The following is a 24,180-nucleotide window of genomic DNA, read 5'->3' as shown; positions in this document are numbered from 1 at the left end:
GTTACCCGGTCCCGGCTTCCCCTCCGGCACCGGCAAGAGCGCTAGGAACCGGCACGATGCCGGTCAAGAGTGGAAGTACCAGCAGCAAGCTGTCGTCAACCCGGGCAAGCGAACCGCCGACGGCCCGCACCTCGGCGCGGACCAGCCGCAGCGCAAAGCCTGCACCGAACGCACCGGCGGAGAGCGCCCCGCTTGCCGCCCGCGCAGTCGCCGCAAATACGTCGTCTTCGCCAGCAAGGGCGGCAGGCAGATCGCAGCTGAGCAGGACTTCGCGCGAGGTGCGGCTGAGCGACAACACCAGACGCTCGCCGGCAGCCAGCGATCCTGCCAGGGTTGCCAGAAGTCGCCAGGCAAGCGCTTCGCCGTCAGCCGGGGCGAGGGCTACCGGGCAGGGCCCGGTCGCCATCGTGGCATGTATATCGGCCATGCGCGGCTCGATGACAGGGCGCAACAACGCGAGCTGGCGCTCGATCACGGCGCCCAGATCGCAGGCGCCGGGTTCGATCTCGAACGATCCGGTCTCCAGCCGGGCCAGCCGGTCCATCTCGTCGAAGCCGGCCATGATCCGTGCGGCATCGCCTGCGATGGTGGCCGCCAGCGCGCGGTATTCGTGCGGCACAGCGCTGAACAATTGCTGCTGGATGATTTCGGCATATCCCTGGATCGCGTTTACCGGGGTGCGCAATTCATGCAGCAGCTGGCGCATCCGATCGCCTTCGGAGGGTTCTGCGGCCGCATCATTCGCAGCCGGTTCCGGCGGCCGGCAGAATCGCCCGACAAAGCCGGCGAACGCGCCTGTTTCGCGGGCAAAGCGCGGGGCTGCATCGATGATCCAGTCGCCCGCAATCGCGGGGGCCCCCGCCACTGTGGCCGGGGCGCTACGCAAGGGCTGCCGCAGAGCGAGCGGGGCTACCCGACCGACAATGCAATCGGCAAGGTGCATACCGACAACTGCCGGGGCAATGGCGGGATCGGCCCAGTCAAGCTGGCCTGCGACGTCGGTGCTGAAGGCAAAGCTGGCAACCCGTGGGCGATCATTCTCGCCCGTCCGATCACCGAGGGGGAGGCGCGGGGCTTCGACAACCGATGAAGGCGCAAAGCGGGCCTGGCGGAACGCCTCGATGCGCTTGACCAGCGCGCCGATTTCGCTGTCCTCTGCTTCGGCTTCGGCCAACGCTGTCTCTTCGGGATCCGCATCGGTGGGAGGGGGCGGGGCAGTTCCGGCATCCGGCTGGGCCGCCGCCAGTTCAGTCGCTACCGGTTGAGGCAGGCCCCGGTCATGAATGCCCAGCCGGTCAAGCAACCTTACCGTTCCCTCGGGCAAATCCCGGCGAAAGCGCAGAAATCCGCGTGCGCGGATCGGCAAGCGCGGGATCAGGGCCTCCCAGTCGTCTTGCGACAGGTGTGCTCTCGCCAGTGCAGCAGCGGCCACGTCCGGCTCGTCCTCGGCCAAATGGGCGGCCAGTTCGGCGTTGCGGATGCGCACCGAAGGATCGCGCAGCAGGGCCGCCCGTTCGCTGGCAGGGATAGCTTCCCCGAGCGCACCGAGCCGCAGCCACGCCGATGCCAGCAGGCTCCGGTCCCGCGAATCGCGCGGCTGATCGAGCAGATCGAGCAATTGCCGAAACTGCGTACGCGCCGCGCGCGCACCGGCGGCGCGGTGGCGCAGCACAGTGGCAAGGCGGTCATCGAAACGCATGGGTTCTCCGGCGGGCGAGGTGAATACGCTCGAACCTCCGCGAGGTGCCTGCCCGCTTGGATACTAGCAAGGGGCGGGCCGGGCGTATGCACAGACATGGCAGGCGTTGCAAAGCGGGACAATTGCTGCCAGAAACAACAATATTATCGCCACCCGACCTGGAGCGTGGCATTCGTTGCGGGTGGTGGAGCGAATATGCCTTCTCCGCGTAAGTTTACAGGGGTGAGTGCATGTCCAATCTTGATTTCATCGACCGGCGGCTGTTGGCCGAATTGCAGGATGAGGGCCGGATTACCAATGTCGAACTCGCCCAGCGGGTGGGGCTGACGGCACCACCGTGCCTGCGGCGGGTCCGCTCGCTCGAGGAAGATGGGGTGATCAAGGGGTATCACGCCGAACTCGATGCAACCAAGCTCGGCTTTGCCATTACCGTATTCGCCATGGTCAGCCTGAAGAGCCAGGCTGAGGATGCGCTGCGCGAATTCGAGGCGGCAATGAAGATGCTGCCTGAAGTGCGCGAAGTGCACATGCTCAACGGCGAAATCGATTTCATCCTCAAGATCGTCAGCCGTGACCTGCAGAGCTTTCAGGAATTCCTCACCAGCAAACTCACGCCGGCCCCCAACGTGGCTAGCGTGAAGACCAGCCTTACGATCCGTACCAGTAAGCACGAGCCGGGGGTTCCGCTGGAATGAGAGGGGCCTGCACCGTCATGGTCGCCGCGCTCGCCAGCGCTTTGGCGGGATGCTCAGCGGAAAGTGCTGGCGCCATTTCCTTCGGCGCGATGTCGCATGACGATCATCTGCGCTGTGCCGCTCAGATCAGCAGTTACGATCGGCTGATGGCAAGCGGTGAGGCCGAGCGCGATCCGCAAATCGTCTCGAAGTCGCTCGTAGCCTTGATGACGCACCTGAATGCCTACGCGATACCGCAAGGAATCGGTGAGCCGGAGGCGTTCGCGGCGCTTAATCAACTGAGAGACGAGCTCTTGGGGTCAGTGCAGCCGGGCGAACTTCGGGCAGCAGTTGTCGCCTGTATCGAATACGCCGAAAAGTCCGGCGTCTAGCCCGCCCGCTCCCGCAGCCAGTCCTCCAGCCATTTGATGCTGTAGTCCCCGCTCAGTACGTCGGGCTGTCGCAGCAGTTCCTGGTGGAGCGGGATCGAGGTCTTGACCCCTTCGACCACCATTTCCTCCAGCGCGCGGCGCAGGCGCATGATGCACCCTTCGCGGCTGCGGCCGTAGACAATCAGCTTGGCGATCATGCTGTCGTAATAAGGCGGCACCGAGTAACCGGCGTAGAGCCCGGAATCGACCCGCACATGCATCCCGCCGGCCGCGTGATAGGCAGTGATCTTGCCGGGGCTGGGGGCGAAGGTCCACGGATCTTCGGCATTGATGCGGCACTCGATCGCGTGGCCCTTGAATTCGATCTGGTCCTGCGTGACCGACAGCGGCTTGCCGTCGGCTATGCGGATCTGCTCGCGCACCAGATCGACCCCGGTGATCGCTTCGGTTACCGGATGCTCCACCTGCAGACGCGTGTTCATCTCGATGAAGTAGAATTCGCCGTTTTCCCACAGGAATTCGATCGTCCCGGCACCGCGATAGCTCATCTTGCGCATGGCGTCGGCGCAGACCTCCCCCATCCGGTCCCGGTCTTCCGAGGTCAGAACCGGGGAGGGGGCTTCTTCCAGCACCTTCTGGTGGCGGCGCTGGAGCGAACAGTCACGCTCGCCGAGGTGGATGGCATTGCCGTTGCCGTCGCCGAATACCTGGAATTCGATGTGGCGCGGGTTGCCGAGGTACTTCTCGATATAGACGGTGGCGTCGCCGAATGCGGCCTTGGCCTCGCTTCCGGCCTGCTGCATCAGGGTTTCGAGCGTGTCTTCGCTCTCGCAGACCTTCATCCCGCGCCCGCCGCCGCCGCTGGCGGCCTTGATGATGACGGGATAGCCGATCTCGGCCGCGATCTGGCGTGCTTCGCCGATTTCGGACACGGCACCGGCAGAGCCTGGCACCAGCGGCAGGCCAAGGTCGCCGGCGGTTTTCTTGGCCATGACCTTGTCGCCCATGGTCCGGATGTGTTCGGGCTTGGGGCCGATCCATTTGAGATCGTGCGCTTCGACAATCTCGGCGAACTTGGCGTTCTCGGACAGGAAGCCGTAGCCCGGATGAATGGCGTCGGCGTGGGCGATTTCTGCGGCCGAGATGATCGCAGCGACGTTCAGATAGCTGTCGGTCGCCGACGGCGGGCCAATGCATACCGCGTGGTCCGCCAGCCGCACGTGCATTGCATCGGCATCGGCAGTGGAGTGAACCGCGACCGTTTCGATCCCCATTTCGTGCGCTGCGCGGTGGATGCGCAGGGCGATCTCGCCGCGGTTGGCGATCAGGATGCGCGAAATGCCCATGGGTTTACGCGATCACGACCAGCGGCTGGTCATACTCGACCGGCTGGGCATTCTCGACCAGGATCGCTTCGACCGTGCCTGCACGGTCGGCGATGATCGGGTTCATCACCTTCATCGCCTCGACGATGACCAGCGTGTCGCCCGCCTTGACCGTCTGGCCAACGCTGACGAAGTTCGCGGCACCCGGCTCGGCGGCAAGATAGACCGTTCCCACCATCGGCGATTTCACCGCATTGGCGTTGTTCGCCGGGGCGGGCGCAGCAGGCGCAGGTGCTGCCGGCGCATGCGAAGAGGCCGCTGCCGCCGGGGCAGCATACATCGCCGGGGCGGCAACGCTGCCACCGCGCGAGACGCGGACTTTGCGTGTCCCGTCTTCCACCTCGATTTCCGTGAGGCCTGTTTCGGCCAGCAGTTCCGCCAGCTCGCGCACGAGTGCGGTATCGACATTCATGCCGGACTTTTGCCCGGACGCGCCCTTGGTATCGGCCATGAGAGCCCCTTGTTAATATGTCGCGCCGCCTATGCGCGGCTGGGGCGTGGCTGGCAAGGGGGCGGAGCGGGAAAGTTACAATTCCGCTACGGCCTCAAGCGCGAGCAGGTAGCTCTGCGGGCCGTGGCCCTCCACTGTTTTCGCTGCAGCAAGGCCAACAAAGGAATGGTGCCGGAACGCTTCGCGTGCCTTGGGGTCGGACAGGTGAACTTCGATCACCGGCACCGTGATCGATTTGATCGCATCGTGCAGGGCAACCGAAGTATGGGTATATCCGCCAGCGTTGAGCAAGACCGCTCGCGCGCCTTCAGCCTGGGCTTCGTGTAACCAATCGATCAGGTGCCCCTCGTGGTTGGACTGGCGCATGTCGATGGCAAAGCCCAGATCACGCGCGCGGTCTTCCAGCATTCCCGCAATATCGTCGAGCGTGGCGGTGCCGTAGATCTCCGGCTCGCGCAGGCCGAGCAGGTTGAGGTTGGGGCCGTTGAGGACATAGATCGTGCTGGTCATGGGCGCCGGTTAGCGTTTGCCCGGGAACTTAGAAAGCCTTTCGGGCACAGCGTTCAGGTCCGGGCCCGGTCAGAAGGCGAACTCCAGGCCGATGACCGGGGCGTGGCCCACATCGTCTGGCCCGCGATCCACAAAGTCCTGCTGGCGCAGATACGCCGCACTGATCGACAGGCGATCGTTGAAATCATAGCCAATCCCGACCTGGGTGCGAAGCCCGGTCAGACCCTGGTCCCCTCCGCGGTTGTTGCTGCGCAAGGTCAGGAACAGCTCGGCATCGCTTTTCAGGCTCCAGCGTCCATCGATGTCCAGTGGCACGGACAAACCCAGGCGAGGGCGAAGGCGCAGTCCCATCCGGTCGGCGCTGTCGACGAAACGCTGCTCCAGTCGCAACCGCGTGCGCACAATGCTGTGGCGGGTGGTGATCTGCTGGATCAGGCGCGTTTCGTTCGCGCTGCCATCATTGATCCGCCGTTCGAACGCGCCGCTCACGGTAACCGTATCGCTGGCCTGCTGGTTCAGCCACAGGCGGGCAAAGTAGGTGTCAGCGCGGCCGTCATCAGCATCGCGGAAACGCTGGGCAGTTTCGATTTCGATGCCGGTATTTTCATCGAGGCCGGTGCTGACCGAGGGATTGAGCCAGAATTCGAACGCTTCGTCACTGGCGAGGGCGGATGACGGGGAAGTCATCAAGGCAAAGCCGGAGAGTGCGATAAGGGGTCTGAGCACGGCAACACTCCATTGATGGACACGATGAAGCTGGTGAGAATCGAAATGGCCGGGAGGTCGGCTTGCCCCCGGCCATGCTCGTGAGAGATCAGAAGCGGTAGCTGAGACCGCCACTGAGGACCCATGGGTCAAGGTCGTGCTCGGTCTGGAGTGCGACCGTGTTCCCGGCGCGGAAGGTGGCGGTGGTGCCGATGAAATAACGCTTGGCATCGAGCGAGAGGCCGAGGCCACGATCGTTAAGCGCAATATCCATTCCGGCCTGCAACACGAAGCCGAGCTCGTCCGACAGGTCGACATCGGTGGCGCCCAGCGTGGCGGCATCCGCGCCTACGTCTTCGCTGAAGATCAGGAAGTAGGTCGGGCCTGCGCCGATATAGGGCTTCACGCCGCCCAGATCGAAGTGGACCTTGGCGGTTACGGTGGCGGGCAGGATGATCGCGTTGTTGATCAGTTCGGCCCCGGCCAGCGCACCTGTGCCTCGCACATCATGCGGTGTGATGCAGCAAATGGTCTCAAGCGAGAAGCCGGGCGAGAGGAAGTACTCGACTGCCACCGTGGGTACCACCGAGTCCGTAGCGCGGGTCTGCGAACCGGCCGGCAGCCCGATCAGGTCGGTCTCGACATCGGTGATGGCCCCGTCGGGCAGGACTCCGGTGACGAAGCCCTTGATCTGAATGGCCACGTCATTGCTCTGGGCAACGGCAGGGGCGGCCAACGACATGGTCGCAGCAGCAAGGGTGATGGCCAGACTACGCTTGGTGTTCATGACGCGCTTTCCTTGTTCCCCGACGGCAATGCCAGGGAAGGGTGGGGAGGGATCAGGGAAGGGGGTGCCCGGTCATGCCTGCGCCAATGGCGGGAGGCGCGCTGGCATGACCGGACGGGGGAGGCTGCCGTCAGTTGGCCTGATACGGCAGCGAGGAGTGGTGCAGCACGATGCGCAGTTTGCCGTCCGGCCCGCGGACATAGCCCCAGGTCTTGTCGACGGTGGTGCGGTTGCCCTTGGCGTCAATCACGGTGACATTGCCCATCGAGGTGGCAGAGTTACCGGCGATCAGGATGCCGGCGTTCTTGATCTCGTAGCTGCGCCAGCCCTTCAGCGCGAAGCCTGTATCACCGGCAAACTTGCTGTCCCCGCCCACGAAGTAGGCCAACGCCCCTTCCCGCTCGGTGCGGAAGGTCTGGGGCGCGGCAGCCAGGGTCGGCTTGAACAGGACCGGGCCCATGTTGTAGCCATAGGCGCTGTCGAGCACGTCGCCAGCCAGCTTCTTGGCCGCAGCGTGGCCCTTGGTGTCGTATTCGGTGGCAATCGCAACCAGGGCATCGCCCCAGGCGCGCTGGGCTGCTTCGACTTCCTGAACAGTTATGGGGGCGTAGGTGGCAGCCGTCATGGCGGCACTGTGGCCGGCGTGGTCATGTGCCATGGCCGGCGAAGCGAGTGCAGCGAGAGGTAGGGCAGCGGCGAGGCCGAGGGTCTTGATCGAAAAAGTCTTCATGTCACAGCTCCTTGTGCAAGATCAGGCGGTGTGAACAAGAATTCGGTCACCCGGGGTCGCCGGGCCACTCTCCTGTCCATCGGCAGCGAGATAGGTGAGCGGGACAGGGCGAAAATCTGCCGCTTGGCGAGCCGTCCGACATAGGCCGGATGGCCTATGCGCTTTGCGCGCCAGCAGGTAGAAAGGCGCCATGCGCGACGACCTGCAGCATCTGGAACCGCCAATCGAGACGATTGCCGAACTGCGGGAGCTCTATCGCGCAGCAGAATCGCGCGCCGCCCGGATGCGCTTCCTGTCGCAGACGGCCCAGGACCTGGCGCGGGCAGAGGCCAGCACAATCGAAGAAGCGCTCAGGCGCAGCGGTGAGCGTCTGGCCTTTTTCGTCGGCGCCCGCAGAGCTGCCGTCAGTCTGGGTGGTGTCGGCGAGGGTATCGCAATCCCGGGGCCTGGCACCAGGGGCGAACCGGTTGGCCGGATATCGATTGAAGGTCTGCCCGGGCTGGAGAGCATTCCCGATCCCGAAGATCGCGACGCCGTGCGAATGCATCTTGAACTGATGGGTGCGACAATCGACCGTATCGGCCGCGAGCACGAACGCACCCGGCTGCTCGCCGCCCTGCGAGAGCGGGAGCAACGTCTTGGAGTTCTTGTTGGACGGATGTTCAGCGCGCAGGAAGACGAACGCCGCCGGGTTTCGCGCGAACTGCATGACGGCGTTGCCCAGACTGCGACTGCTCTGGTCCGCATTCTCGAAGGAGCAGAAGGACATCGGGCCGAGGCTTTGTCTGTAACCGATCGGGCAAGGCTGGCAGGCGTCGCCCGCGAACTGGTGACAGAATTGCGCGCGGTGATCGGCAATCTCAGGCCGACCCTGCTGGACGATCTCGGGCTGGAGGCGGCCCTGCGCGCGCTGGCCGACGGATTGGCGGCGGACGGCTATACCATCCGGTTCAGCGTTGAAGGCGAAGTGGCGCTGTTGCAGCCACATGTCGAAACCGCTCTGTTCCGTGTGGCGCAGGAAGCCGTCTCCAATATTCGCAAACACGCTGGCGGACCGTGCATGGTGGCGCTGGAGCTTCGCATACCCGGTGATAACGGAGCCCGCTTTCTGCGCATCCGCGACGGCGGACGGGGGCTGGCTGCGGATCATGCGGCTGCCGATGGCACAGCAGGCGGGAACCACGTCGGAATCGAGGTCATGCGGGAAAGGATGACCGCCATTGGCGGCTCGCTCGACTGGCTGGCGGGCATCCAAGGCGGGGTGTCCGTGACCGCCCATCTCCCGGAGAATCTGTAACAATGGCGAAGGCCGCCCCGCGCATCGTGATCGTCGACGATCACCAACTGGCCCGCGAAGGGTTGCGGGCAGTGCTCTCGGCCAGCGGGATCGAGGTCGTGGGCGCAGTTGCGACCGGTGAAGAAGCGATTGGCCTGGTGCGCGAACTGATGCCGGACGTGGTGCTGATGGACGTCCGGCTCGGCCCCGGCATCGACGGGCTGGAAGCTACCCGGCAGATCGCTGCGCTGGGGCTTGAGGTGAAAGTCATCGTGCTGACGCTTCACGATATGCCCGCTTATGTGCGCGAGGCGCTGGCGGCCGGAGCATCTGGCTATGTGCTGAAAGACACCGCCATCGGCGGCCTGACTACCGCGATCGAACAGGTCATGGCCGGAAATTCTGCCATTCCGCTTGATCTGGTCAATGCCGCCATGCGGGCAGCACCCTTGCCCGGACGCAATGCCGACGTGACCACCTTGCTGACCGCGCGGGAAAGGGACGTCGTAGGGCTTATCGCGGATGGCCTGACCAACAAGGAGATTGCGCGGCGGCTGGGGATCAGCCCGGCCACGGTGAAGGTCCATGTCGAGCGCATCATCAGCAAGCTTGGGGTGGCCGACCGGACCCAGGCCGCCGTCATGGCCACCCGGATGCAGGCGATGGACGGCTGACCCTTGCTTCCTGCTCGCCCCGCCCGCTCGCTGACCCGGTACTGGACCGACCGACCTCTGGCCTTCAAGGGGCTGGTCGTGGTTGCCCTGCCGCTGGCGATCCTGCTCGGTGCGCTGGGATCGCTCTATCTGGCCAGCAATGCCGAGGAACGGGCTGAAGACGATGTGCGCCGTGCCTTCGCCATCCAGCGCGACACCTATCAGGTCCATGCCCTGCTGGCAGAAGCCGCCGCCGGGGCACGGGGTTATGTGCTGACCCGCGAAGAGCGGTTTCTGGAACCCTACCGCAAGGCCGAGGACGTGCTGCCTGCAACCATGGCGCGGCTCGATGGTGACATTCGCGATCCCGTGGTGCGCCGCCAGTTCGAGCAATTGCGCGCCCTGGCCGTGCGCAAGCGGGAAGGCTTGCGCCGGATCGTTGAACTGGCGGGGCCGGCAGGCAACAGTGCGCCGGAGCTGGAAGAGGCGCTGATCGCCAACAAGATCGTGCTCGACCGGATGCGGACCGAGATCGAGAACATCCAGCGTCGTGAGGCCGTGCTGCTCGACCAGCGGCGCGGGCGGGTGCAGGATGTGCGGGACCGTTTCCTGCTGCTCACGGCCATCAGTGCGCTGGTCGGATTGCTTGGAAGCTTTGCCGCAGTCTATCTGTTTTCGACCGGCATTGTCCGCCGGGTGCGGAACCTCGAAAGCAATGCGGAAAGCCTGGCCCGGGGCGAGCCGTTGACGCAGTTGCCCGAGGAAGCCGACGAACTTGGCCGACTTGCACAGCGGCTCGCGCGTGCCAGCGCCCTGCTGCGGGCGCGTGAGCAGGCCCTCCGCGAGAGCGAGGAACGGTTCCGGCTGGTGGTGGAGCAGGTGCGCGATTACGGCATCTTCGCGCTTGATCCGGATGGGGTGGTGGCGAGCTGGAATCTGGGCGCGGAACGGATCAAGGGGTGGCACGCCGAGGAAATTCTCGGCCAGCATTTCAGCAGGTTCTACCCGCCTGAAACACGCGCATTCCTACCGGCCCGGATGCTGGACCGTGCGCGCGAGGGAGGCACCGCCGAAGATGAGGGATGGAGGCTGCGCAAGGACGGTTCGCGTTTCTGGGCCAACGTGGTGATCACCGCGCTGCGGGATGATCGGGGCCGGCTCCAGGGCTTCGCCAAGGTGACCCGCGACATGACCGAACGGCGCCGCTCGGAAGTGGCGCTGCGCCTGGCGCGGGAAGAGGCAGTCTCGGCCAATCTCGCCAAGAGCGAATTCCTGTCGCGCACCAGCCATGAACTGCGCACACCGCTCAATGCCATTCTCGGTTTCGGGCAATTGCTGGAGATCGACGAGGATGACTTTCCCGAACGGCACCGCGTGGCGATTGGCCAGATAACCAAGGCGGGCCGCCACCTGCTTTCGCTGATCAATGACCTGCTCGACATTTCCAGCATCGAGGCCGGCGGGGCAGAACTGAGGATCGAGCAGATCGATCTCCACGACCTGCTGGAAGAGGTCCATGCCCTGGCAGCGCCGATTGTTGCCAATGCCGGGCTTGAATTCAATCTGGTCCGCCCTTCCACACCCACCGCCGCGCAGGCTGACCGGCGCCGGGTTATCCAGGTCATCCTCAACCTCGTGGCCAATGCGGCAAAGTACAATCGCAGCGGCACCTTTGTCCGCCTCTCGAGCGAACCGCGAAACGGCGAGATCAGGGTCGAGGTGGTGGACGATGGCCCCGGCATACAACCGGCCGATGTGCCGCGGCTCTTCACGGCGTTTGACCGCCTGGGCCATGAGGACAGGGCCAAGGTCGAGGGCACCGGGCTGGGGCTTGCCCTGTCCAAAGGCCTGGTCGAATCGATGGGCGGCAGGATCGGCTACGAGGCGCCCGGGCACGGAGCGTGCTTCTGGTTCACATTGCCAATGGCAAACGCCGCCGGTTCTGTCGCGAATTCCAGTGTTTCATCTGCATCCCCAGAGGTCAAACCATGCCCGCCCGCCTGATCGACAGCAGCGAAATCCTGTCGCGCCGAATACTCGCCATCGATGACGAGGAGGCCAACGTGCTCCTGCTACGCAGCCTGCTGGAGCGTGAAGGATACAGCGACGTGTACGGCCTGACCGATCCGGAAAGGGCGCTGGCTGCCTATGTCGAGCTTGAGCCCGACCTCGTTCTGCTCGATCTGATGATGCCCGGGGTCGATGGTTTCCAGTTGCTCGAAGCCTTTGCCCGGCATGATCGGCCGGACGAGTTCCGCCCGGTTCTTGTCCTGACTGCCGATACCACCATTCAGGCCCGTCGGCGGGCGCTGTCACTTGGAGCCAAGGATTTTGTCGCCAAGCCGTTCGACGTCATCGAGGTCGCCTTGCGCATTTCCAACCTGCTCGAAACGCGCGTGCTTTACGAGAAACTGCGGGCCGTCTGAAGTCAGGACAACCGGGCGAAATTGGCCGCGCCCGGGGCTGCCCTTGCCGGTTTGGGCGCGTCTGCCGCTCGCGCGAACCTGCCGATCGCGCCCCGCACTTCGCCCATGGTGGCGGGATCGAGCCGATAGAATACCAGCTTGGCCGATTTGCGTGTATGCACCAGCCCGGCGCTGCGCAGCACGGCCAACTGCTGTGACAGGCCTGGCTGCCCGATGCCGGTCAGTTCCTCGATTTCGCCGACATTGCGTTCGGCATCCTGCAGCACTTCCAGAATGCGGTAGCGCAGCGGATGGGCGAGCGCCTTGAGCGCTTCGATCAGGCCGTCGCGATTCATTGCGCACCCTTTTTGCCGGCGTCACCAAGAAACCAGTCGGCTTCGCCATCTGCTGCATAGACCCGGTCGAGCGTTGCTTCAGGCTGGCGCAGCAGCGGCTCGCCCGGCACCCAGTTGGCCGGGGCCAGCGCGTCCTCGGCATCGACTGCCTGCAAGGAATCGAGGATGCGCAGCATCTCCGCTGTCGAGCGGCCGACATTGGCGGGGTAGCACGTCATCGCCCGGATCGTGCCTTCCGGATCGATGAAGAACGTCGTGCGGACTGTCGCGCTGTCGGTATCGAACGCCGAAACCATCCCGTAGGCGCGGCCGATCACCAGGGTCGGGTCTTCGACTATGGGAAAGCGCACTTCCAGCCCGAACCGGTCACGGATCAGTCTCAGCCACGCGAAATGCGAGAAAAGGCTGTCGACCGAGAGGGCCATCAGTGCGCACCTGCGCTTCTCGAACGCGGCTGCGTTGCGCGCAAGCGCCACAAACTCCGTGGTGCACACCGGGGTGAAGTCGGCCGGGTGCGAGAACAGGATCAACCACTGGCCCCGGAAATCAGACAGGCGGATCTGCCCGGTCGTGCTGCGCGCCGTAAAATCAGGGGCCTGGTCGCCAATGCGGAGGCCGGCACAAGGGGCAGGGCGGGAGGTGGGGTCAGTCATGCATTCTCCAATACCGCTTGACAGACAGAAATCAAGACATATACACACTTTACGAAAGTAAATTGGAGATGCCCGATGGAACATGCTGACACAGTGCTTCAAGCGGCGGCCGGACAGGTGGCCCGCGCTCAAGCAGACCCGTCCCTCCGTCCGGAAATCAAGGCATTCTTTGACGAGGCGACCTTCACCGTCAGCTACGTCGTGCACGACGCTGCATCGAGCGAGGCGGTTATTATCGACTCGGTGCTCGATTACGATGCGCCTTCCGGCCGCACTTCGACCCATTCAGCTGATTCAATCATCGATTACGTGAAATCAAATAATCTGAAAGTCGTGCTCCTGATCGAGACCCATGCCCACGCCGACCATCTGTCGGCCGCACCTTACCTGCAGGGGATCCTCGGCGGGCAGATCGTTATTGGCCGCCACATCACCACTGTGCAGGAAGTGTTCGGCAACCTGTTCAACGCAGGCAGTGCTTTTGTGCGTGACGGATCGCAGTTCGATGCCCTGTTCGAGGACGGCCACACGTTCCGGATTGGTGCGCTGGAAGGCATAGCCCTTCATGTACCCGGCCATACCCCGGCCGACATGGCCTTCGTGATCGGTGATGCCGTCTTTGCCGGCGACACGATCTTCATGCCCGATTACGGGACAGCGAGGGCCGATTTCCCCGGGGGTGACGCTAGGCACCTGTTCCAGTCGATCCGCCGCCTGCTGTCGTTGCCGGAGGAAACCCGGCTGTTCATGTGCCACGATTACAAGGCACCCGGACGCGATCACTTTGCGTGGGAGACCACCGTGGGTGAGCAGTGCCGCGCCAATGTCCATGTGCATGACGGCATCTCGGAAGACGAATTTGTCGCCATGCGGACCACGCGCGACAAGACGCTGGGAATGCCCACTCTCATCATGCCGAGCGTGCAGGTCAACATGCGCGCCGGCCATATGCCTGAGCCGGAGGACAACGGCGTGCGCTACCTCAAGATTCCGGTGAACGCGGTATGACTCTGGCCGGATTTCCCGATGCGGCTCCGCTGGCGGGGCTGGGCGGCGGCGTGCTGATCGGCCTGGCCGCTGCGCTGATGCTGCTTGGAGCAGGGCGGATCGCTGGTGTGTCCGGCATTGCTGCTCGCGCAACCGGCCTCAGCGACAGCGGCATGTCGAAGTCGAGCGCGTGGATGTTCCTGCTCGGCCTGCCGCTCGGTGCGCTGATTGTCGCGCTGGCGTCGGGCGGTTTGCCAGCCAGCTTCGCCGGACCGGTGCCGCTGGTCATTGCCGGCGTGCTGGTCGGGATTGGCACCCGGCTCGGCAGCGGCTGCACCAGCGGCCATGGCGTTTGCGGGGTGAGCCGCCTGTCGCAACGTTCGATTGTCGCCACCGCCACATTCATGGCGGCAGGCATTGCCACGGTGGCGGCGATGAACGCTCTTGGACTGGAGATCCTGCAATGACGAAGAACATGGGCCCGCTTGACCGTGCCATGCGGCTGATCGTGGCTGCCATACTGGCCGTCTTGGCGTTGAACGGCACCCTGGCCGGCCCGCTCGCCTTGGGGGCCTGGATCGTGGTGGCGGTTTTCGTAACAACCACTTTGGTGAGCTTCTGCCCGCTCTACCGGCTGATGGGGATGGACACATGCGGGAAGGCATGATTCGGCGGCTGCTGCCGCCTCTGGCATCGGGCAGCCTGTTCGGTGCCGGTCTGGCGCTGGGCGGGATGACCGATCCGGCCCGGGTGCGCGGCTTCCTCGACCTGTTCGGGGCCTGGGATCCGACGCTGGCGTTCGTGATGGGCGGGGCGGTGATCGTGATGGCCATTGCCTGGCGCATCCAGCCGCGCCTGGCCCATCCGCTGTTCGCGGAAAAGTTCGCCCTGCCTGATCGCAGCGACCTCACGTTCAAGCTTGTTGCAGGGTCTGCCCTGTTCGGAATCGGCTGGGGCATTGCCGGCCTGTGCCCCGGGCCAGGCGTTGCAGCGCTGGTGCTGGAGCCCGCAGGGGCAGCAACCTTCATTGCCGCCATGCTCGCCGGGATGGGTCTGGTTCGCCTGGTCGAACGGTAAGCGTATTCGCCAGCAAGGCCGGTTTCCCCGTCTGGCCTCGCTGTCATGTGCCCCCTCTCACGGGAAGGAGAGACCCATGACCACTGCCAGGCATCATGATATCGTCATCGTTGGCGGAGGAGCTGCCGGCATCGCGACCGCGTCCTCGCTGCTCAGGCGCAGGCCGTCGCTCGATATCGCCGTCATCGAGCCAAGCGAGGACCACTTCTACCAGCCTGGCTGGACCATGGTCGGTGCCGGTGTGTTCCAGGCACCTGTCACCCGGCGGGCCATGGCGAGCGTCATGCCGAAGGCGGTAACCTGGGTACGGCAGGCAGCAGCCACGTTTCAGCCCGACCACAACCAGGTGACACTGGCAGATGGCGCTACGCTGACTTACCAGGTCCTGGTCGTTGCCCCCGGCATCCGCCTCGCTTGGGAAAAGATCGCGGGGCTGGAAGAGACGCTCGGCAGCAACGGCGTCACCTCCAATTACCGTTATGATCTGGCGCCTTACACCTGGGAGCTCGTGCAGGGCCTCAAGTCTGGCCGCGCAATCTTCAGCCAGCCGCCGATGCCGATCAAATGCGCCGGTGCGCCGCAGAAGGCGATGTATCTCTCGTGCGATGCGTGGGAGGAAGCGGGCGTTCTGGGCAATATCGACGTCGAGTTCCGCAATGCGGGCGCCGTGCTTTTCGGCGTGGCCGATTATGTCCCGGCGCTGATGGAATATGTCGAACGCTATGGAATCCAGCTGAAACTGGGATCCAATCTGGTTGCAGTTGACGGGCCCTCCCGCACGGCCACATTCGCGACCGCCGAGGGTGAAGTGCAGCGCACCTTCGACATGCTGCACGTGGTTCCGCCGCAGGTGGCTCCTCAATTCGTGGCCGACAGCCCGCTGGCGGCGGAAAGCGGCTTCGTCGATGTCGACCAGTTCACACTCCAGCACGTGCGTTATCCCAACGTGTTCGGTGCCGGTGATGCCGGTTCGATGCCCAACGCGAAGACCGCTGCCGCCGCCCGCAAGCAAGCGCCTTTGGTCGCAGTCAATGCGCTGGCCGTGCTGGACGGCAAGGCACCGCCGATCGATTATGACGGCTATGGCTCCTGTCCGCTCACGGTCGAACGCGGCAAGATCATCTTGGCGGAGTTCGGCTATGGCGGGAAACTCCTGCCGAGTTTTCCCGAATGGCTGATCGACGGAACCCGCCCGGCGCGGCTTTCGTGGTTGCTCAAATCTGAAGTGCTGCCGTGGGTCTACTGGAACGGAATGCTCAAGGGGCATGAGTGGCTGGTGCGGCCGAAACCCAGGCTCACGCTGCGGGATGCCGCATGACAATGCCCGACGGGTCGCAAGCGTCACCGCAAGGTGGTGCCCCGCATAACGGGCGCGCGCCGGGGCCGGGGCCGTTCGCTCCGGCCCTGGTGCGCTACTTCCCCATTCTCGAATGGGGCCGAACCTACAACACGGGCGTTCTGACCAGCGACCTGGTGGCGGCGGTGATCGTCACCATCATGCTGATCCCGCAGAGCCTTGCCTATGCTTTGCTGGCAGGCCTGCCGCCGGTGGTCGGCCTCTATGCCTCGATCCTCCCTTTATTCGCCTATGCCGTGTTCGGGACCAGCCGCACGCTGGCGGTGGGGCCGGTGGCGGTGATCTCGCTGATGACCGCCTCGGCCGCCGGCGCGGTGGCGGCGCAGGGCACCGCGCTCTATCTTGAGGCGGCGATCACCCTGGCCGCGCTTTCGGGTGTGATGCTGGTGATCATGGGCCTGCTGCGGCTGGGGTTCCTTGCCAACCTGCTGTCGCATCCGGTCATTTCCGGTTTCATCAGTGCAAGCGGCGTGCTGATTGCCACCAGTCAGCTGAAGCATGTCCTCGGCGTGTCGGCCGGCGGGGAGACCTGGCCGGAAATGCTCGGCGCGCTGGCGCGGTCGATTGCCCAGACCAATTCCTGGACACTGGCGATTGGCGTCCCCGCCACCCTGTTCCTGTTCTGGGTGCGCAAAGGGGCCAAGCCTGCGCTGGTGCGGCTGGGGCTCAAGCCGCGCCTGGCCGATATCGTGGCCAAGGCCGGGCCGGTGGTCGCAGTGGCGCTGACAATCCTGGCAGCGGTCCTGCTCGACCTGTCGGGCAAGGGCGTCAAGCTGGTTGGCGCGGTGCCGCAAGGCCTGCCGCCGTTTGCCCTGCCATCGACGGACCTGACTTTGATCGAACAGTTATGGGTGCCCGCCCTGCTGATCTCCATCATCGGCTTTGTCGAAAGCGTCTCGGTGGCGCAGACACTGGCTGCCAAGCGGCGCCAGCGGATTGCCCCGGATCAGGAGCTGGTCGGGCTGGGGGCGTCCAACATCGCCAGCGCCTTCTCGGGCGGCTACCCGGTGACGGGCGGTTTTGCCCGTTCGGTGGTCAATTTCGATGCGGGGGCGGAAACACCTGCCGCCGGGGCCTATACCGCGGTGGGCATCGCGCTCGCCTCGCTGTTCCTGACCCCGCTGCTGTTCTACCTGCCGATTGCCACGCTGGCCGCAACCATCATCGTCGCGGTGCTGAGCCTGGTCGATTTCCAGACACCCGGCAAGCTGTGGCGCTATTCGAAGCCGGATTTCGCCGCGCACATGGCGACCATCGGGATTACCCTGCTGGCCGGGGTCGAGCTTGGCGTGATCGCGGGCGTTGGCGTCGGCCTGCTGCTCTACCTGTGGCGCGCCTCGCGGCCGCACGCGGCGATTGTCGGGCGGGTGCCGGAGACCGAGCATTTCCGCAATGTGCTGCGGCACAAGGTGTTCACCGTGCCGCACGTGGTGTCGATCCGGATCGACGAGAGCCTGACCTACCTCAACGCCCGCTGGCTGGAGGAATATGTGCTGGAGCGCGTCGCTGAGCGGCCCGAGCTGCGCCATGTCATCCTGATGTGCAGCGCAGTGAACGAGATCGACGCGTCAGGCCTCGAAAGCCTGGAAGCAATCAACCACCGCCTTGTCGATGGCGGCATCGGCCTGCACCTGTCGGAAGTGAAGGGGCCGGTGATGGACCACCTCCAGCGGACCCATTTCCTCGAAGAGCTGAACGGCCGGGTCTACCTGTCGCAGGACCGCGCCTTTGCAGAGCTGGCCGCCGACGACGGCAGGGGCGACGAACCGACGCCCGACATGGCGCGCGGGATGATCTGAGGCATCAGGGCAGCAGGACGCCTGAGCCGGTCGTCACCCGAGCCTCGAAGTCGCGGTGCGCCTGTGCTGCTTCCAGCAGCGGATAACGCTGACCGATGGTGACGGTCAGGGCGCCTGCGCGCAGCAGGTCGTAAACCCGGCTGGTGCCAAGATCGCGCTCCTCCGGTGTGGCGTAGTAGTGGAAGATCGTCGGCCGGGTGACGAACAGGCTGCCCTTCGCTGCGAGCGCGCCGAGGCCGATGCCCTCGACCGGGCCGCTGGCGTTGCCATAACTGATCAGCAATCCGCGCGGGCTGAGCGAATCGAGCGAGGCTTCCCATGTGTCCATGCCGACCCCGTCGAATACCACAGGCACGCCCTTGCCACTGGTCAGGTCTCGCACGCGCGGCGCGACCGGTTCGCGGTCATAGCGGATCACGTGGGCCGCCCCGGCTTCCCGGGCCAGCCCTTCCTTCGCCGCGCTGGAGACTGTGCCGATCACCTCGACCCCTAGATGCGTCAGCCACTGCACCATCAGCAGGCCGACCCCGCCGGCCGCCGCGTGGACCAGTACGGTGTCACCCGCCTTTACGTGGGCGCAGCGCTCCACCAGCGCCTCGACCGTAAACGCCTTGACCAGTGCGGCAGCAGCCACCTCGCACGAGACGTGATCGGGGAGTGGGAACAGCGCGGCGGCGGGCATCACCCGGTGGGTGGCATAGGCCCCCAGGCCGGGGCCGATGTAAGCGACCCGGTCACCCTCCGCATGGCCGGTTACCCCTTCGCCCAGCGCGACGATCCGCCCGGCCGCTTCGATGCCCAGGCCGCTCGGCAGCGGGATCGGGTAGATGCCGCGCCGGCGGTAGGTGTCGATGAAGTTGAGCCCCACTGCCTCGTGCGCGATCAGCACTTCGCCGGGGCCTGGGGCGGGTAGGGGTTCCTCCCGCCATTCGATCACTTCGGGGCCGCCATGGGCGGTGATGAGCGCGCGCTGATAGGTCATGGGCTGCCTTGTGCATGGATTGGCGGGCGGGTCCAACTGCCAATCTAGAGCGGCAGGGGCAGGGCGGTGGTTTCCTTGAGCCGCTCCATCGAGAAGTTGGAGGTCACGTCCGACAGGTCGGGCACGCGGGCGATCAGGCGCTGGTAGATGCGGTCATAGTCGGCAATGTCGCGCACGCGGAGTTTCAGCAGGTAATCGATGTCGCCCGCCATGCGGTGGCATTCAACGATCTCGTCGATCGCCTCGACCGCGCGGGAGAAGGCTTCGAGCCACTCGGGATCGTGCCGGCGGGTGCGGATGGCGACGATCACCGAGGTGCCGAGCCCGATCGCCTCAGGCGCAACCAGAGCGACCCGGCCGCGGATCACACCCAGTTCCTCCAGCCGCCGGATGCGCCGCCAGCACGGATTGGCAGACAGGCCCACTTGCTCGCCAACCGCCGCGACCGGCAGGCTGGCGTCGCGTTGCAGGACGCGCAGGATACGCCAGTCGATAGCATCAATTTGCGAGGTAATGTCCTTCATTGGGATGGTATTGCACATTTTTCGGATGAAAGCGATGCATTTGGGATGATATTGCCCGGCACCAGTGGCATTGTGCCCCTCAACAGGGAGACGCATCGCATGATCCGCAAGGCATTCACCGAACACCCCGCATCAGTCGGCGAGACCTATGGCGAGCATCTCGCCCATGCGAGCGGCTTTGGCTTGCGGATGATTGCGGGCGGGATTGCCTGCCTCCTCCACGGGCTGCTGCCGTTCCTGTTCGTGAAGACCGGCAGCCAGCAGATCCGCACCCTGCATGACCGGATGGTGGTCAATCGCTCCAAGATGCCCAGCGTGATGGACTTCGTGATCTAGACCCAAGTTTTCAGACAGGCACCACGGTCTGCTCGATCTTGCCGAAGATCGAGTGGCCGTGCTCGTCGTCCATCCACACTGCCACCCGGTCCCCCGGCTGCATGAACGGGGTCTTGGGCGCACCCTGCTGGATCGTCTCGATCATGCGGATTTCGGCGATGCAGCTGTAGCCGAGGCCGCCTTGCGCCACCGGCTTCCCGGGGCCGCCATCGGCACCCTTGTTCGAAACCGTACCCGAACCGATGATCGAACCGGCGCACAGGCTGCGGGTCTTGGCCGCATGAGCGACAAGGTCCGCCAGGCTGAAGGTCGCGTCCTCACCCGCGTTCGCGCGGCCGAACGGTTGTCCGTTGAGGTCGACATTCAGCGGTAGCCTGATCACGCCGTCCGCCCAGGCGTCGCCCAGCTCGTCGGGCGTTACGGCCACTGGCGAGAAGGCGCTGGCGGGCTTGGACTGGAAGAAGCCGAAGCCCTTGTCCAGCTCGCCCGGGATCAGCCCGCGCAGGCTCACATCGTTGACCAGCGTCAGCAGGCGGATGTGGCCCAGTGCCTCGGCGCTGGTCACGCCCATCGGCACGTCGCCGGTAATGCAGGCGATCTCGCCTTCCATGTCGCAGCCCCAGGCCACATCGCCGAGCGGGATGTCCTCACGCGGAGCGAGGAAGCCGTCGCTGCCGCCCTGGTACATCAGCGGATCGTGGTAGAAGCTCTCCGGCACCTTGGCCCCGCGCGCCTGGCGCACCAGCTCGACATGGTTGATGTAGGCCGAGCCGTCAGCCCACTGGTAGGCGCGGGGCAGGGGCGAGAGCGCATCGCGCTCGTGGAACCGCTCGCACGGCACGGTCTGGTGCTCGACGTCGCGGTAGAGCGCTTCGAGCAGCGGGGCGAGGTTGTCCCAATCGTCGAGCGCGGCCTGAAGCGTAGGGGCGATGTTGTCCGCCGCGCAGCACCGGGTCACGTCCCTGGATACCACCACGAGCTTGCCGTCGCGGGTTCCGTCTCTCAGGCTGGCGAGCTTCATGGCATGGTCCTTTCCGGGTTGTCCGGCTGGTTGTCGGGATGGGCGCGCTGGAACTGGGGCATGGCGAGGCAGGCCGCCTCGATCCGGCGGATATGGGGCATGGCGCCAAAGTCGAACGCGAACCGCTGCGCATTGTAGACCTGCGGCAGCAGCACGACCTCGAACAGGCCGGGCGCATCGAACAGGAAGTCACCGGTGCCAAGCTGGGCCAGCCGCTGCTCGACTGGCCCGAGGGTGCGGGCAAGCCAGTGGCGATACCACACGTCGATCTCGCCCTGCGAATGGCCCAGCGGGTCCTTGAGGTACTTGAGCACCGGCAGGTTGAGCGGCGCATGGAGCTCGGTCGCGATGGCGTAGGTCAGCTCGCGCGCAGTGAACCGGTCCTCCAGCCCTGCAGGCAGCAGTGGCGGCGCGGGGTGGGCTTCCTCCAGCCATTCCAGCTGCGCCATCGACTGCGCCCGGTCACGCCCGCCCGCTTCCAGCAAGGGCACGCTGCCGAACGGGTTGCGGGTAGTGAAGCCCGCGTCCTTCTGCTGCGAGGTCAGCAGGTTCACCGGCACGTAGTCGTAGGCGAGCCCCTTGAGCTCCAGCGCGATACGCAGGCGGTAGGTGGTCGAACTGCGGTAGTAGCCGTGCAGGCGTATCATGCGGTCACCCCCCTCGGCGGTAGACATGGACCACATGTTACACTGTCCTGAAGCAAAAAAGTCAGGGGCCTCTGCTGCCCGGAAACGAGCCAGACCGAAGCGGAAGAACAGTGCATCATGGCATCACCGTGACACATTGCGGCGATGTAGGACAGAGCTTGCGGCCGGCCCGCATCAGAATGCCGGAATCCCGGTAATCCCGCGCCCCAGGATCAGGGCATGGACATCGTGCGTGCCTTCGTAGGTGTTGACCGTCTCCAGGTTCACCATGTGGCGGATCACGTGGTATTCGTCCGAAATGCCGTTGCCGCCGTGCATGTCCCGCGCCGCGCGGGCGATTTCCAGCGCCTTGCCGACGTTGTTGCGCTTGACGACCGAAATCATGTCGGGCGCGAAGCGGCCTTCGTCCATCAGGCGGCCGACCCGCAGCGAGGCTTGCAGGCCCAGCGCGATATCGGTCAGCATATCGGCCAGCTTCTTCTGGTAGAGCTGCGTTCCGGCGAGCGGACGGCCGAACTGCCTGCGGTCCAGACCATACTGGCGCGCGGCGGCCATGCAGAACTCGGCCGCGCCCATCGCGCCCCAGCTGATGCCGTAGCGGGCGCGGTTGAGGCAGCCGAACGGCCCCTTCAGCCCCTGGACATCGGGCAGGAGTGCGTCGGCGCCCACTTTCACGTCTTCCATCACGATCATGCCGGTGGTGGAGGCGCGCAGGGAAACCTTGCCCATGATCTTAGGGGCGGAAAGACCGGCCATGCCTTTCTCCAGCACGAAGCCGCGAATGCCGCCGCCATGTGCCTCGCTCTTGGCCCAGACCACGAAAACGTCGGCAAAGGGCGCGTTGGAAATCCACGTCTTGGTGCCATTGAGCACGTAACCATCGCCATCCTTGCGGGCGACGGTCTTCATCCCGGCCGGGTCCGATCCAGCGTCGGGCTCAGTCAGGCCGAAGCAGCCAATCAGCTGGCCCGAAGCAAGGCCGGGCAGGTACTTGCGGCGCTGATCTTCCGAACCGTAGGCATAAATCGGATACATCACGAGCGACGACTGGACCGAGGCCATCGAACGGTAGCCGGAATCGACCCGCTCGATCTCCCGCGCGATCAGGCCGTAGGCGACATAGCCGGCGCCCGCGCCGCCATATTCAACCGGAATGGTCGCGCCGAGCAGGCCAGCCTGCCCGAACAGCGGGAACAGTTCGGGGGCATCGGCTTCATCCCGGAAAGCCTGCTGCACGCGCGGCTGGAGTTCGCTCTGGGCGAACCCGTGCGCGGCATCGCGGATCATCCGCTCGTCCTCGGTCAGCTGGGTTTCGAGGTCGAACGGATCTTCCCAATTGAAGGGAACCATGCCTGCCACAAGTTTCTCCTGTAACTAGTTTTATGCCCCTTTGCAGGGATGGCTTATGCCTGCAAGGGTCAGAGTCTGCCGAAGCGGTTCTCGTATCCTGCCGTGTCGCCGGCGGCGAGCAGTTTTGCCTGTTCAACCCAGTTGTCGCGCCGGATGCGCCCCTCGAACCGGCCTAGCCGGGCGTCGATCCGGTCGATGTCCTCATCGCTCCACCCTGCGATCTGGTCGAACCGGGTCACCCCCAGGCTGACCAGCACGTCGCGCAGCTTGGGGCCGATGCCCTTGATCCGGGTCAGGTCGTCCCCTGCGGCGGCCGCAACCGGAATCGCCTGCGGAATGGGGACGGGTGTATCGGCCCGGGCTGCCGCCGCACTGTCAATCAGCGCCTGGTTGCGCGTGGCCGGATCGGCACCCTCGTCAAGCACATCGCGCCTGTCACCCGAGACCCGCGTCTTGCGGCTGGCGGCGAAGATCCACCATGCCACCAGCAGGCCGATCAGCAGCGCGGCGACCAGCAATATCCAGTTTGCTTCCACCAGTTCCATCATGCGGTGTCTTCTCCTTCCTTGCGGCCGACGCGCCCCCAGACGAGCCAGCCGAGCCCGAACCCTGCAGCATAAGCCGCCAGCGCCATCAGTACGAGTTCGAACACGATCGGCATGGTCCCGGGGCTCCTACCGCGCGCTCGGCGTATCGATCGGGGTCGGTTGCAGCGGCACTGTCGCAACCACGGAAAACTCGATCCGGCGGTTCGCCGGGTCTTCGGGCAGCAGGCCGATGACGGGCCGGGCCGAGCCGACCCCCACCGAACGCAAGCCTTCGTCAGGGATGCCCCGCGCGATCAGCGCGGCCAGCACCGCATCGGCCCGTTCCTGAGACAGGGCCAGGTTTGCGGCTTCGTTGCCCGTGCCGTTGGTGTGGCCGGTGATCGCGATAATGCTGCCCAGGCACGGGCGCAGCGCGGCGGCAACTTCATCCAGCAACTGGCGGCTGCCTGCATCGATGGAACTGCGGCCTTCGTCGAACCGGATGCTGCGCGCCTTGAGCAGGGCATTGACGTCATCCTGGCAGTGCAGCGGCGCGAACACCGGTTCGTTGCCTTGTGCCTTCATTTCGCTGTCGGCCCAGCGCACGCCGCCGACGCCAGGTACGGCAGCGATCGCGCGGGCAATCTGTTCGCGTAGAGCATCGTCCATCGCTTCCCCGCCTGACAGGGTCGGGTGGCGAGATGCGAGGTCACCGAGTCCGCGGAAATCGGGCGAGACTGGCGTGCCGCCCGCTGCAGCAATGGCCGCAACCGCATCCTGTTCGAACCGTTCCAGCAATGCCGGGGTGGTGACGCGCGCGCCGGTAACGGCCAGCGCTGCGGTCAGCACGGCACCGGCAGTCAGGGCAAGGGCGGGGCGGATCGGCATTGGTCCGGC

The 24,180-nt window shown here is 65.1% G+C and carries 29 protein-coding genes; 13 read left to right on the top strand and 16 right to left on the bottom strand.

Going from position 1 to position 24,180, the window contains the following annotated elements:
• Position 1 precedes the first annotated feature (1 nt).
• Positions 2-1,699, bottom strand: coding sequence for a sensor histidine kinase (locus U4960_RS12165; protein WP_324260902.1), 1,698 nt, complete (start codon positions 1,697-1,699; stop codon positions 2-4).
• 230 nt (positions 1,700-1,929) lie between these two features.
• On the opposite strand from U4960_RS12165, the gene U4960_RS12160 reads away from it, so the two are divergent.
• Positions 1,930-2,394 (top strand): Lrp/AsnC family transcriptional regulator, encoded by a 465-nt coding sequence (locus U4960_RS12160; protein WP_324260901.1) that lies wholly within the window; start codon positions 1,930-1,932, stop codon positions 2,392-2,394.
• A 17-nt stretch (positions 2,395-2,411) separates the two neighbouring features.
• The gene (locus U4960_RS12155; protein WP_324260900.1) at positions 2,412-2,765 is read left to right on the top strand and encodes a hypothetical protein; all 354 of its coding nucleotides are present in this window, start codon (positions 2,412-2,414) and stop codon (positions 2,763-2,765) included.
• Here the strand turns inward: U4960_RS12155 and accC are convergent.
• From accC to U4960_RS12125, 6 genes are all read right to left on the bottom strand, one after another.
• Complete coding sequence (gene accC / locus U4960_RS12150; protein ID WP_324260899.1) at positions 2,762-4,111, bottom strand: acetyl-CoA carboxylase biotin carboxylase subunit; 1,350 nt, start codon at positions 4,109-4,111, stop codon at positions 2,762-2,764. The two genes, U4960_RS12155 and accC, sit on opposite strands and share 4 nt — an antisense overlap.
• A 4-nt stretch (positions 4,112-4,115) precedes the next feature.
• Complete coding sequence (accB, locus tag U4960_RS12145) at positions 4,116-4,601, bottom strand: acetyl-CoA carboxylase biotin carboxyl carrier protein (protein ID WP_324260898.1); 486 nt, start codon at positions 4,599-4,601, stop codon at positions 4,116-4,118.
• 75 nt (positions 4,602-4,676) lie between these two features.
• Positions 4,677-5,111: a type II 3-dehydroquinate dehydratase gene (locus U4960_RS12140; protein WP_324260897.1), complete on the bottom strand. Its 435-nt coding sequence runs from the start codon at positions 5,109-5,111 to the stop codon at positions 4,677-4,679.
• Between the two features lie 69 nt (positions 5,112-5,180).
• Positions 5,181-5,837: a DUF2490 domain-containing protein gene (locus U4960_RS12135; RefSeq protein WP_324260896.1), complete on the bottom strand. Its 657-nt coding sequence runs from the start codon at positions 5,835-5,837 to the stop codon at positions 5,181-5,183.
• 88 nt (positions 5,838-5,925) lie between these two features.
• Positions 5,926-6,603, bottom strand: coding sequence for an OmpW/AlkL family protein (locus U4960_RS12130; protein ID WP_324260895.1), 678 nt, complete (start codon positions 6,601-6,603; stop codon positions 5,926-5,928).
• Between the two features lie 130 nt (positions 6,604-6,733).
• On the bottom strand, positions 6,734-7,333 hold the full coding sequence (locus U4960_RS12125; protein WP_324260894.1) for a hypothetical protein: 600 nt from the start codon (positions 7,331-7,333) through the stop codon (positions 6,734-6,736).
• A gap of 190 nt (positions 7,334-7,523) precedes the next feature.
• Between U4960_RS12125 and U4960_RS12120 the strand changes: the two genes are divergently transcribed.
• The 4 genes from U4960_RS12120 to U4960_RS12105 are packed head-to-tail and all read left to right on the top strand — an operon-like array spanning position 7,524 to position 11,688.
• A complete protein-coding gene (locus tag U4960_RS12120) occupies positions 7,524-8,630 on the top strand; it encodes a sensor histidine kinase (RefSeq protein ID WP_324260893.1) in 1,107 nt (368 codons plus the stop codon).
• A gap of 2 nt (positions 8,631-8,632) precedes the next feature.
• On the top strand, positions 8,633-9,283 hold the full coding sequence (locus tag U4960_RS12115; RefSeq protein ID WP_324260892.1) for a response regulator transcription factor: 651 nt from the start codon (positions 8,633-8,635) through the stop codon (positions 9,281-9,283).
• Between the two features lie 3 nt (positions 9,284-9,286).
• The gene (locus tag U4960_RS12110) at positions 9,287-11,266 is read left to right on the top strand and encodes a sensor histidine kinase (protein WP_324260891.1); all 1,980 of its coding nucleotides are present in this window, start codon (positions 9,287-9,289) and stop codon (positions 11,264-11,266) included.
• Positions 11,251-11,688 carry a response regulator gene (locus tag U4960_RS12105; protein WP_324260890.1) on the top strand — a complete coding sequence of 146 codons (438 nt, stop codon included), beginning with the start codon at positions 11,251-11,253 and terminating at the stop codon, positions 11,686-11,688. The genes U4960_RS12110 and U4960_RS12105 overlap by 16 nt, the downstream gene beginning before the upstream one ends.
• Positions 11,689-11,690: 2 nt before the next feature.
• Here the strand turns inward: U4960_RS12105 and U4960_RS12100 are convergent, their stop codons facing one another.
• On the bottom strand, positions 11,691-12,023 hold the full coding sequence (locus U4960_RS12100) for an ArsR/SmtB family transcription factor (RefSeq protein WP_324260889.1): 333 nt from the start codon (positions 12,021-12,023) through the stop codon (positions 11,691-11,693).
• On the bottom strand, positions 12,020-12,676 hold the full coding sequence (locus tag U4960_RS12095; RefSeq protein WP_324260888.1) for a peroxiredoxin: 657 nt from the start codon (positions 12,674-12,676) through the stop codon (positions 12,020-12,022). Before U4960_RS12095 ends, U4960_RS12100 begins: the two co-directional genes overlap by 4 nt.
• A 75-nt stretch (positions 12,677-12,751) precedes the next feature.
• Between U4960_RS12095 and U4960_RS12090 the strand changes: the two genes are divergently transcribed.
• The 6 genes from U4960_RS12090 (at position 12,752) to U4960_RS12065 (ending at position 17,896) form a co-directional block, all read left to right on the top strand.
• Positions 12,752-13,684: an MBL fold metallo-hydrolase gene (locus tag U4960_RS12090; protein WP_324260887.1), complete on the top strand. Its 933-nt coding sequence runs from the start codon at positions 12,752-12,754 to the stop codon at positions 13,682-13,684.
• Positions 13,681-14,130: a YeeE/YedE family protein gene (locus tag U4960_RS12085; protein ID WP_324260886.1), complete on the top strand. Its 450-nt coding sequence runs from the start codon at positions 13,681-13,683 to the stop codon at positions 14,128-14,130. Before U4960_RS12090 ends, U4960_RS12085 begins: the two co-directional genes overlap by 4 nt.
• Positions 14,127-14,330: a YgaP family membrane protein gene (locus U4960_RS12080; protein WP_324260885.1), complete on the top strand. Its 204-nt coding sequence runs from the start codon at positions 14,127-14,129 to the stop codon at positions 14,328-14,330. Before U4960_RS12085 ends, U4960_RS12080 begins: the two co-directional genes overlap by 4 nt.
• Positions 14,327-14,740 (top strand): DUF6691 family protein, encoded by a 414-nt coding sequence (locus tag U4960_RS12075; RefSeq protein ID WP_324260884.1) that lies wholly within the window; start codon positions 14,327-14,329, stop codon positions 14,738-14,740. Before U4960_RS12080 ends, U4960_RS12075 begins: the two co-directional genes overlap by 4 nt.
• Before the next feature lie 76 nt (positions 14,741-14,816).
• Complete coding sequence (locus U4960_RS12070) at positions 14,817-16,058, top strand: NAD(P)/FAD-dependent oxidoreductase (protein ID WP_324260883.1); 1,242 nt, start codon at positions 14,817-14,819, stop codon at positions 16,056-16,058.
• Positions 16,055-17,896: a SulP family inorganic anion transporter gene (locus U4960_RS12065; protein ID WP_324260882.1), complete on the top strand. Its 1,842-nt coding sequence runs from the start codon at positions 16,055-16,057 to the stop codon at positions 17,894-17,896. Before U4960_RS12070 ends, U4960_RS12065 begins: the two co-directional genes overlap by 4 nt.
• 4 nt (positions 17,897-17,900) lie before the next feature.
• Here the strand turns inward: U4960_RS12065 and U4960_RS12060 are convergent, their stop codons facing one another.
• Both U4960_RS12060 and U4960_RS12055 read right to left on the bottom strand, forming a co-directional pair.
• Entirely contained in the window at positions 17,901-18,878 is a 978-nt protein-coding gene (locus U4960_RS12060; RefSeq protein ID WP_324260881.1) for a quinone oxidoreductase family protein, read from the bottom strand.
• Positions 18,879-18,922: 44 nt separating this feature from the next.
• The gene (locus tag U4960_RS12055; protein ID WP_324263100.1) at positions 18,923-19,393 is read right to left on the bottom strand and encodes an Lrp/AsnC family transcriptional regulator; all 471 of its coding nucleotides are present in this window, start codon (positions 19,391-19,393) and stop codon (positions 18,923-18,925) included.
• A gap of 108 nt (positions 19,394-19,501) precedes the next feature.
• Here U4960_RS12055 and U4960_RS12050 point away from each other — a divergent pair, with 108 nt between their 5' ends.
• Complete coding sequence (locus U4960_RS12050) at positions 19,502-19,738, top strand: DUF6356 family protein (protein ID WP_324260880.1); 237 nt, start codon at positions 19,502-19,504, stop codon at positions 19,736-19,738.
• Between the two features lie 10 nt (positions 19,739-19,748).
• On the opposite strand, the gene U4960_RS12045 is transcribed toward U4960_RS12050, so the two are convergent.
• From U4960_RS12045 to U4960_RS12025, 5 genes are all read right to left on the bottom strand, one after another.
• Positions 19,749-20,759 carry a fumarylacetoacetate hydrolase family protein gene (locus U4960_RS12045; RefSeq protein ID WP_324260879.1) on the bottom strand — a complete coding sequence of 337 codons (1,011 nt, stop codon included), beginning with the start codon at positions 20,757-20,759 and terminating at the stop codon, positions 19,749-19,751.
• Entirely contained in the window at positions 20,756-21,403 is a 648-nt protein-coding gene (gene maiA / locus U4960_RS12040) for a maleylacetoacetate isomerase (RefSeq protein ID WP_324263099.1), read from the bottom strand. The genes U4960_RS12045 and maiA overlap by 4 nt, the downstream gene beginning before the upstream one ends.
• A 177-nt stretch (positions 21,404-21,580) precedes the next feature.
• The gene (locus tag U4960_RS12035) at positions 21,581-22,756 is read right to left on the bottom strand and encodes an acyl-CoA dehydrogenase (protein ID WP_324263098.1); all 1,176 of its coding nucleotides are present in this window, start codon (positions 22,754-22,756) and stop codon (positions 21,581-21,583) included.
• A 68-nt stretch (positions 22,757-22,824) separates the two neighbouring features.
• Positions 22,825-23,304 (bottom strand): hypothetical protein, encoded by a 480-nt coding sequence (locus tag U4960_RS12030; RefSeq protein WP_324260878.1) that lies wholly within the window; start codon positions 23,302-23,304, stop codon positions 22,825-22,827.
• Between the two features lie 126 nt (positions 23,305-23,430).
• Positions 23,431-24,171, bottom strand: coding sequence for an OmpA family protein (locus tag U4960_RS12025; protein WP_324260877.1), 741 nt, complete (start codon positions 24,169-24,171; stop codon positions 23,431-23,433).
• Positions 24,172-24,180: the final 9 nt, after the last annotated feature.

This window comes from Altererythrobacter sp. H2 (assembly GCF_035319885.1).
Lineage (GTDB): Bacteria > Pseudomonadota > Alphaproteobacteria > Sphingomonadales > Sphingomonadaceae > 34-65-8.
The sequence above is the reverse complement of the archived record's forward strand: the minus strand, read 5'-3'. Positions and strand labels throughout refer to the sequence as shown.

Coding starts and splice junctions, on each gene's coding strand:
- accC (WP_324260899.1), bottom strand. CDS start 4,111: ATGGGCATTTCGCGCATCCTGATCGCCAACCGCGGCGAGATCGCCCTG.
- U4960_RS12090 (WP_324260887.1), top strand. CDS start 12,752: ATGGAACATGCTGACACAGTGCTTCAAGCGGCGGCCGGACAGGTGGCC.
- U4960_RS12050 (WP_324260880.1), top strand. CDS start 19,502: ATGATCCGCAAGGCATTCACCGAACACCCCGCATCAGTCGGCGAGACC.
- U4960_RS12060 (WP_324260881.1), bottom strand. CDS start 18,878: ATGACCTATCAGCGCGCGCTCATCACCGCCCATGGCGGCCCCGAAGTG.
- U4960_RS12030 (WP_324260878.1), bottom strand. CDS start 23,304: ATGATGGAACTGGTGGAAGCAAACTGGATATTGCTGGTCGCCGCGCTG.
- U4960_RS12165 (WP_324260902.1), bottom strand. CDS start 1,699: ATGCGTTTCGATGACCGCCTTGCCACTGTGCTGCGCCACCGCGCCGCC.
- U4960_RS12130 (WP_324260895.1), bottom strand. CDS start 6,603: ATGAACACCAAGCGTAGTCTGGCCATCACCCTTGCTGCTGCGACCATG.
- U4960_RS12085 (WP_324260886.1), top strand. CDS start 13,681: ATGACTCTGGCCGGATTTCCCGATGCGGCTCCGCTGGCGGGGCTGGGC.
- U4960_RS12140 (WP_324260897.1), bottom strand. CDS start 5,111: ATGACCAGCACGATCTATGTCCTCAACGGCCCCAACCTCAACCTGCTC.
- U4960_RS12125 (WP_324260894.1), bottom strand. CDS start 7,333: ATGAAGACTTTTTCGATCAAGACCCTCGGCCTCGCCGCTGCCCTACCT.
- U4960_RS12045 (WP_324260879.1), bottom strand. CDS start 20,759: ATGAAGCTCGCCAGCCTGAGAGACGGAACCCGCGACGGCAAGCTCGTG.
- U4960_RS12160 (WP_324260901.1), top strand. CDS start 1,930: ATGTCCAATCTTGATTTCATCGACCGGCGGCTGTTGGCCGAATTGCAG.
- U4960_RS12105 (WP_324260890.1), top strand. CDS start 11,251: ATGCCCGCCCGCCTGATCGACAGCAGCGAAATCCTGTCGCGCCGAATA.
- U4960_RS12035 (WP_324263098.1), bottom strand. CDS start 22,756: ATGGTTCCCTTCAATTGGGAAGATCCGTTCGACCTCGAAACCCAGCTG.
- U4960_RS12115 (WP_324260892.1), top strand. CDS start 8,633: ATGGCGAAGGCCGCCCCGCGCATCGTGATCGTCGACGATCACCAACTG.
- U4960_RS12100 (WP_324260889.1), bottom strand. CDS start 12,023: ATGAATCGCGACGGCCTGATCGAAGCGCTCAAGGCGCTCGCCCATCCG.
- U4960_RS12155 (WP_324260900.1), top strand. CDS start 2,412: ATGGTCGCCGCGCTCGCCAGCGCTTTGGCGGGATGCTCAGCGGAAAGT.
- U4960_RS12080 (WP_324260885.1), top strand. CDS start 14,127: ATGACGAAGAACATGGGCCCGCTTGACCGTGCCATGCGGCTGATCGTG.
- U4960_RS12120 (WP_324260893.1), top strand. CDS start 7,524: ATGCGCGACGACCTGCAGCATCTGGAACCGCCAATCGAGACGATTGCC.
- U4960_RS12095 (WP_324260888.1), bottom strand. CDS start 12,676: ATGACTGACCCCACCTCCCGCCCTGCCCCTTGTGCCGGCCTCCGCATT.
- U4960_RS12070 (WP_324260883.1), top strand. CDS start 14,817: ATGACCACTGCCAGGCATCATGATATCGTCATCGTTGGCGGAGGAGCT.
- U4960_RS12025 (WP_324260877.1), bottom strand. CDS start 24,171: ATGCCGATCCGCCCCGCCCTTGCCCTGACTGCCGGTGCCGTGCTGACC.
- U4960_RS12075 (WP_324260884.1), top strand. CDS start 14,327: ATGATTCGGCGGCTGCTGCCGCCTCTGGCATCGGGCAGCCTGTTCGGT.
- U4960_RS12065 (WP_324260882.1), top strand. CDS start 16,055: ATGACAATGCCCGACGGGTCGCAAGCGTCACCGCAAGGTGGTGCCCCG.
- accB (WP_324260898.1), bottom strand. CDS start 4,601: ATGGCCGATACCAAGGGCGCGTCCGGGCAAAAGTCCGGCATGAATGTC.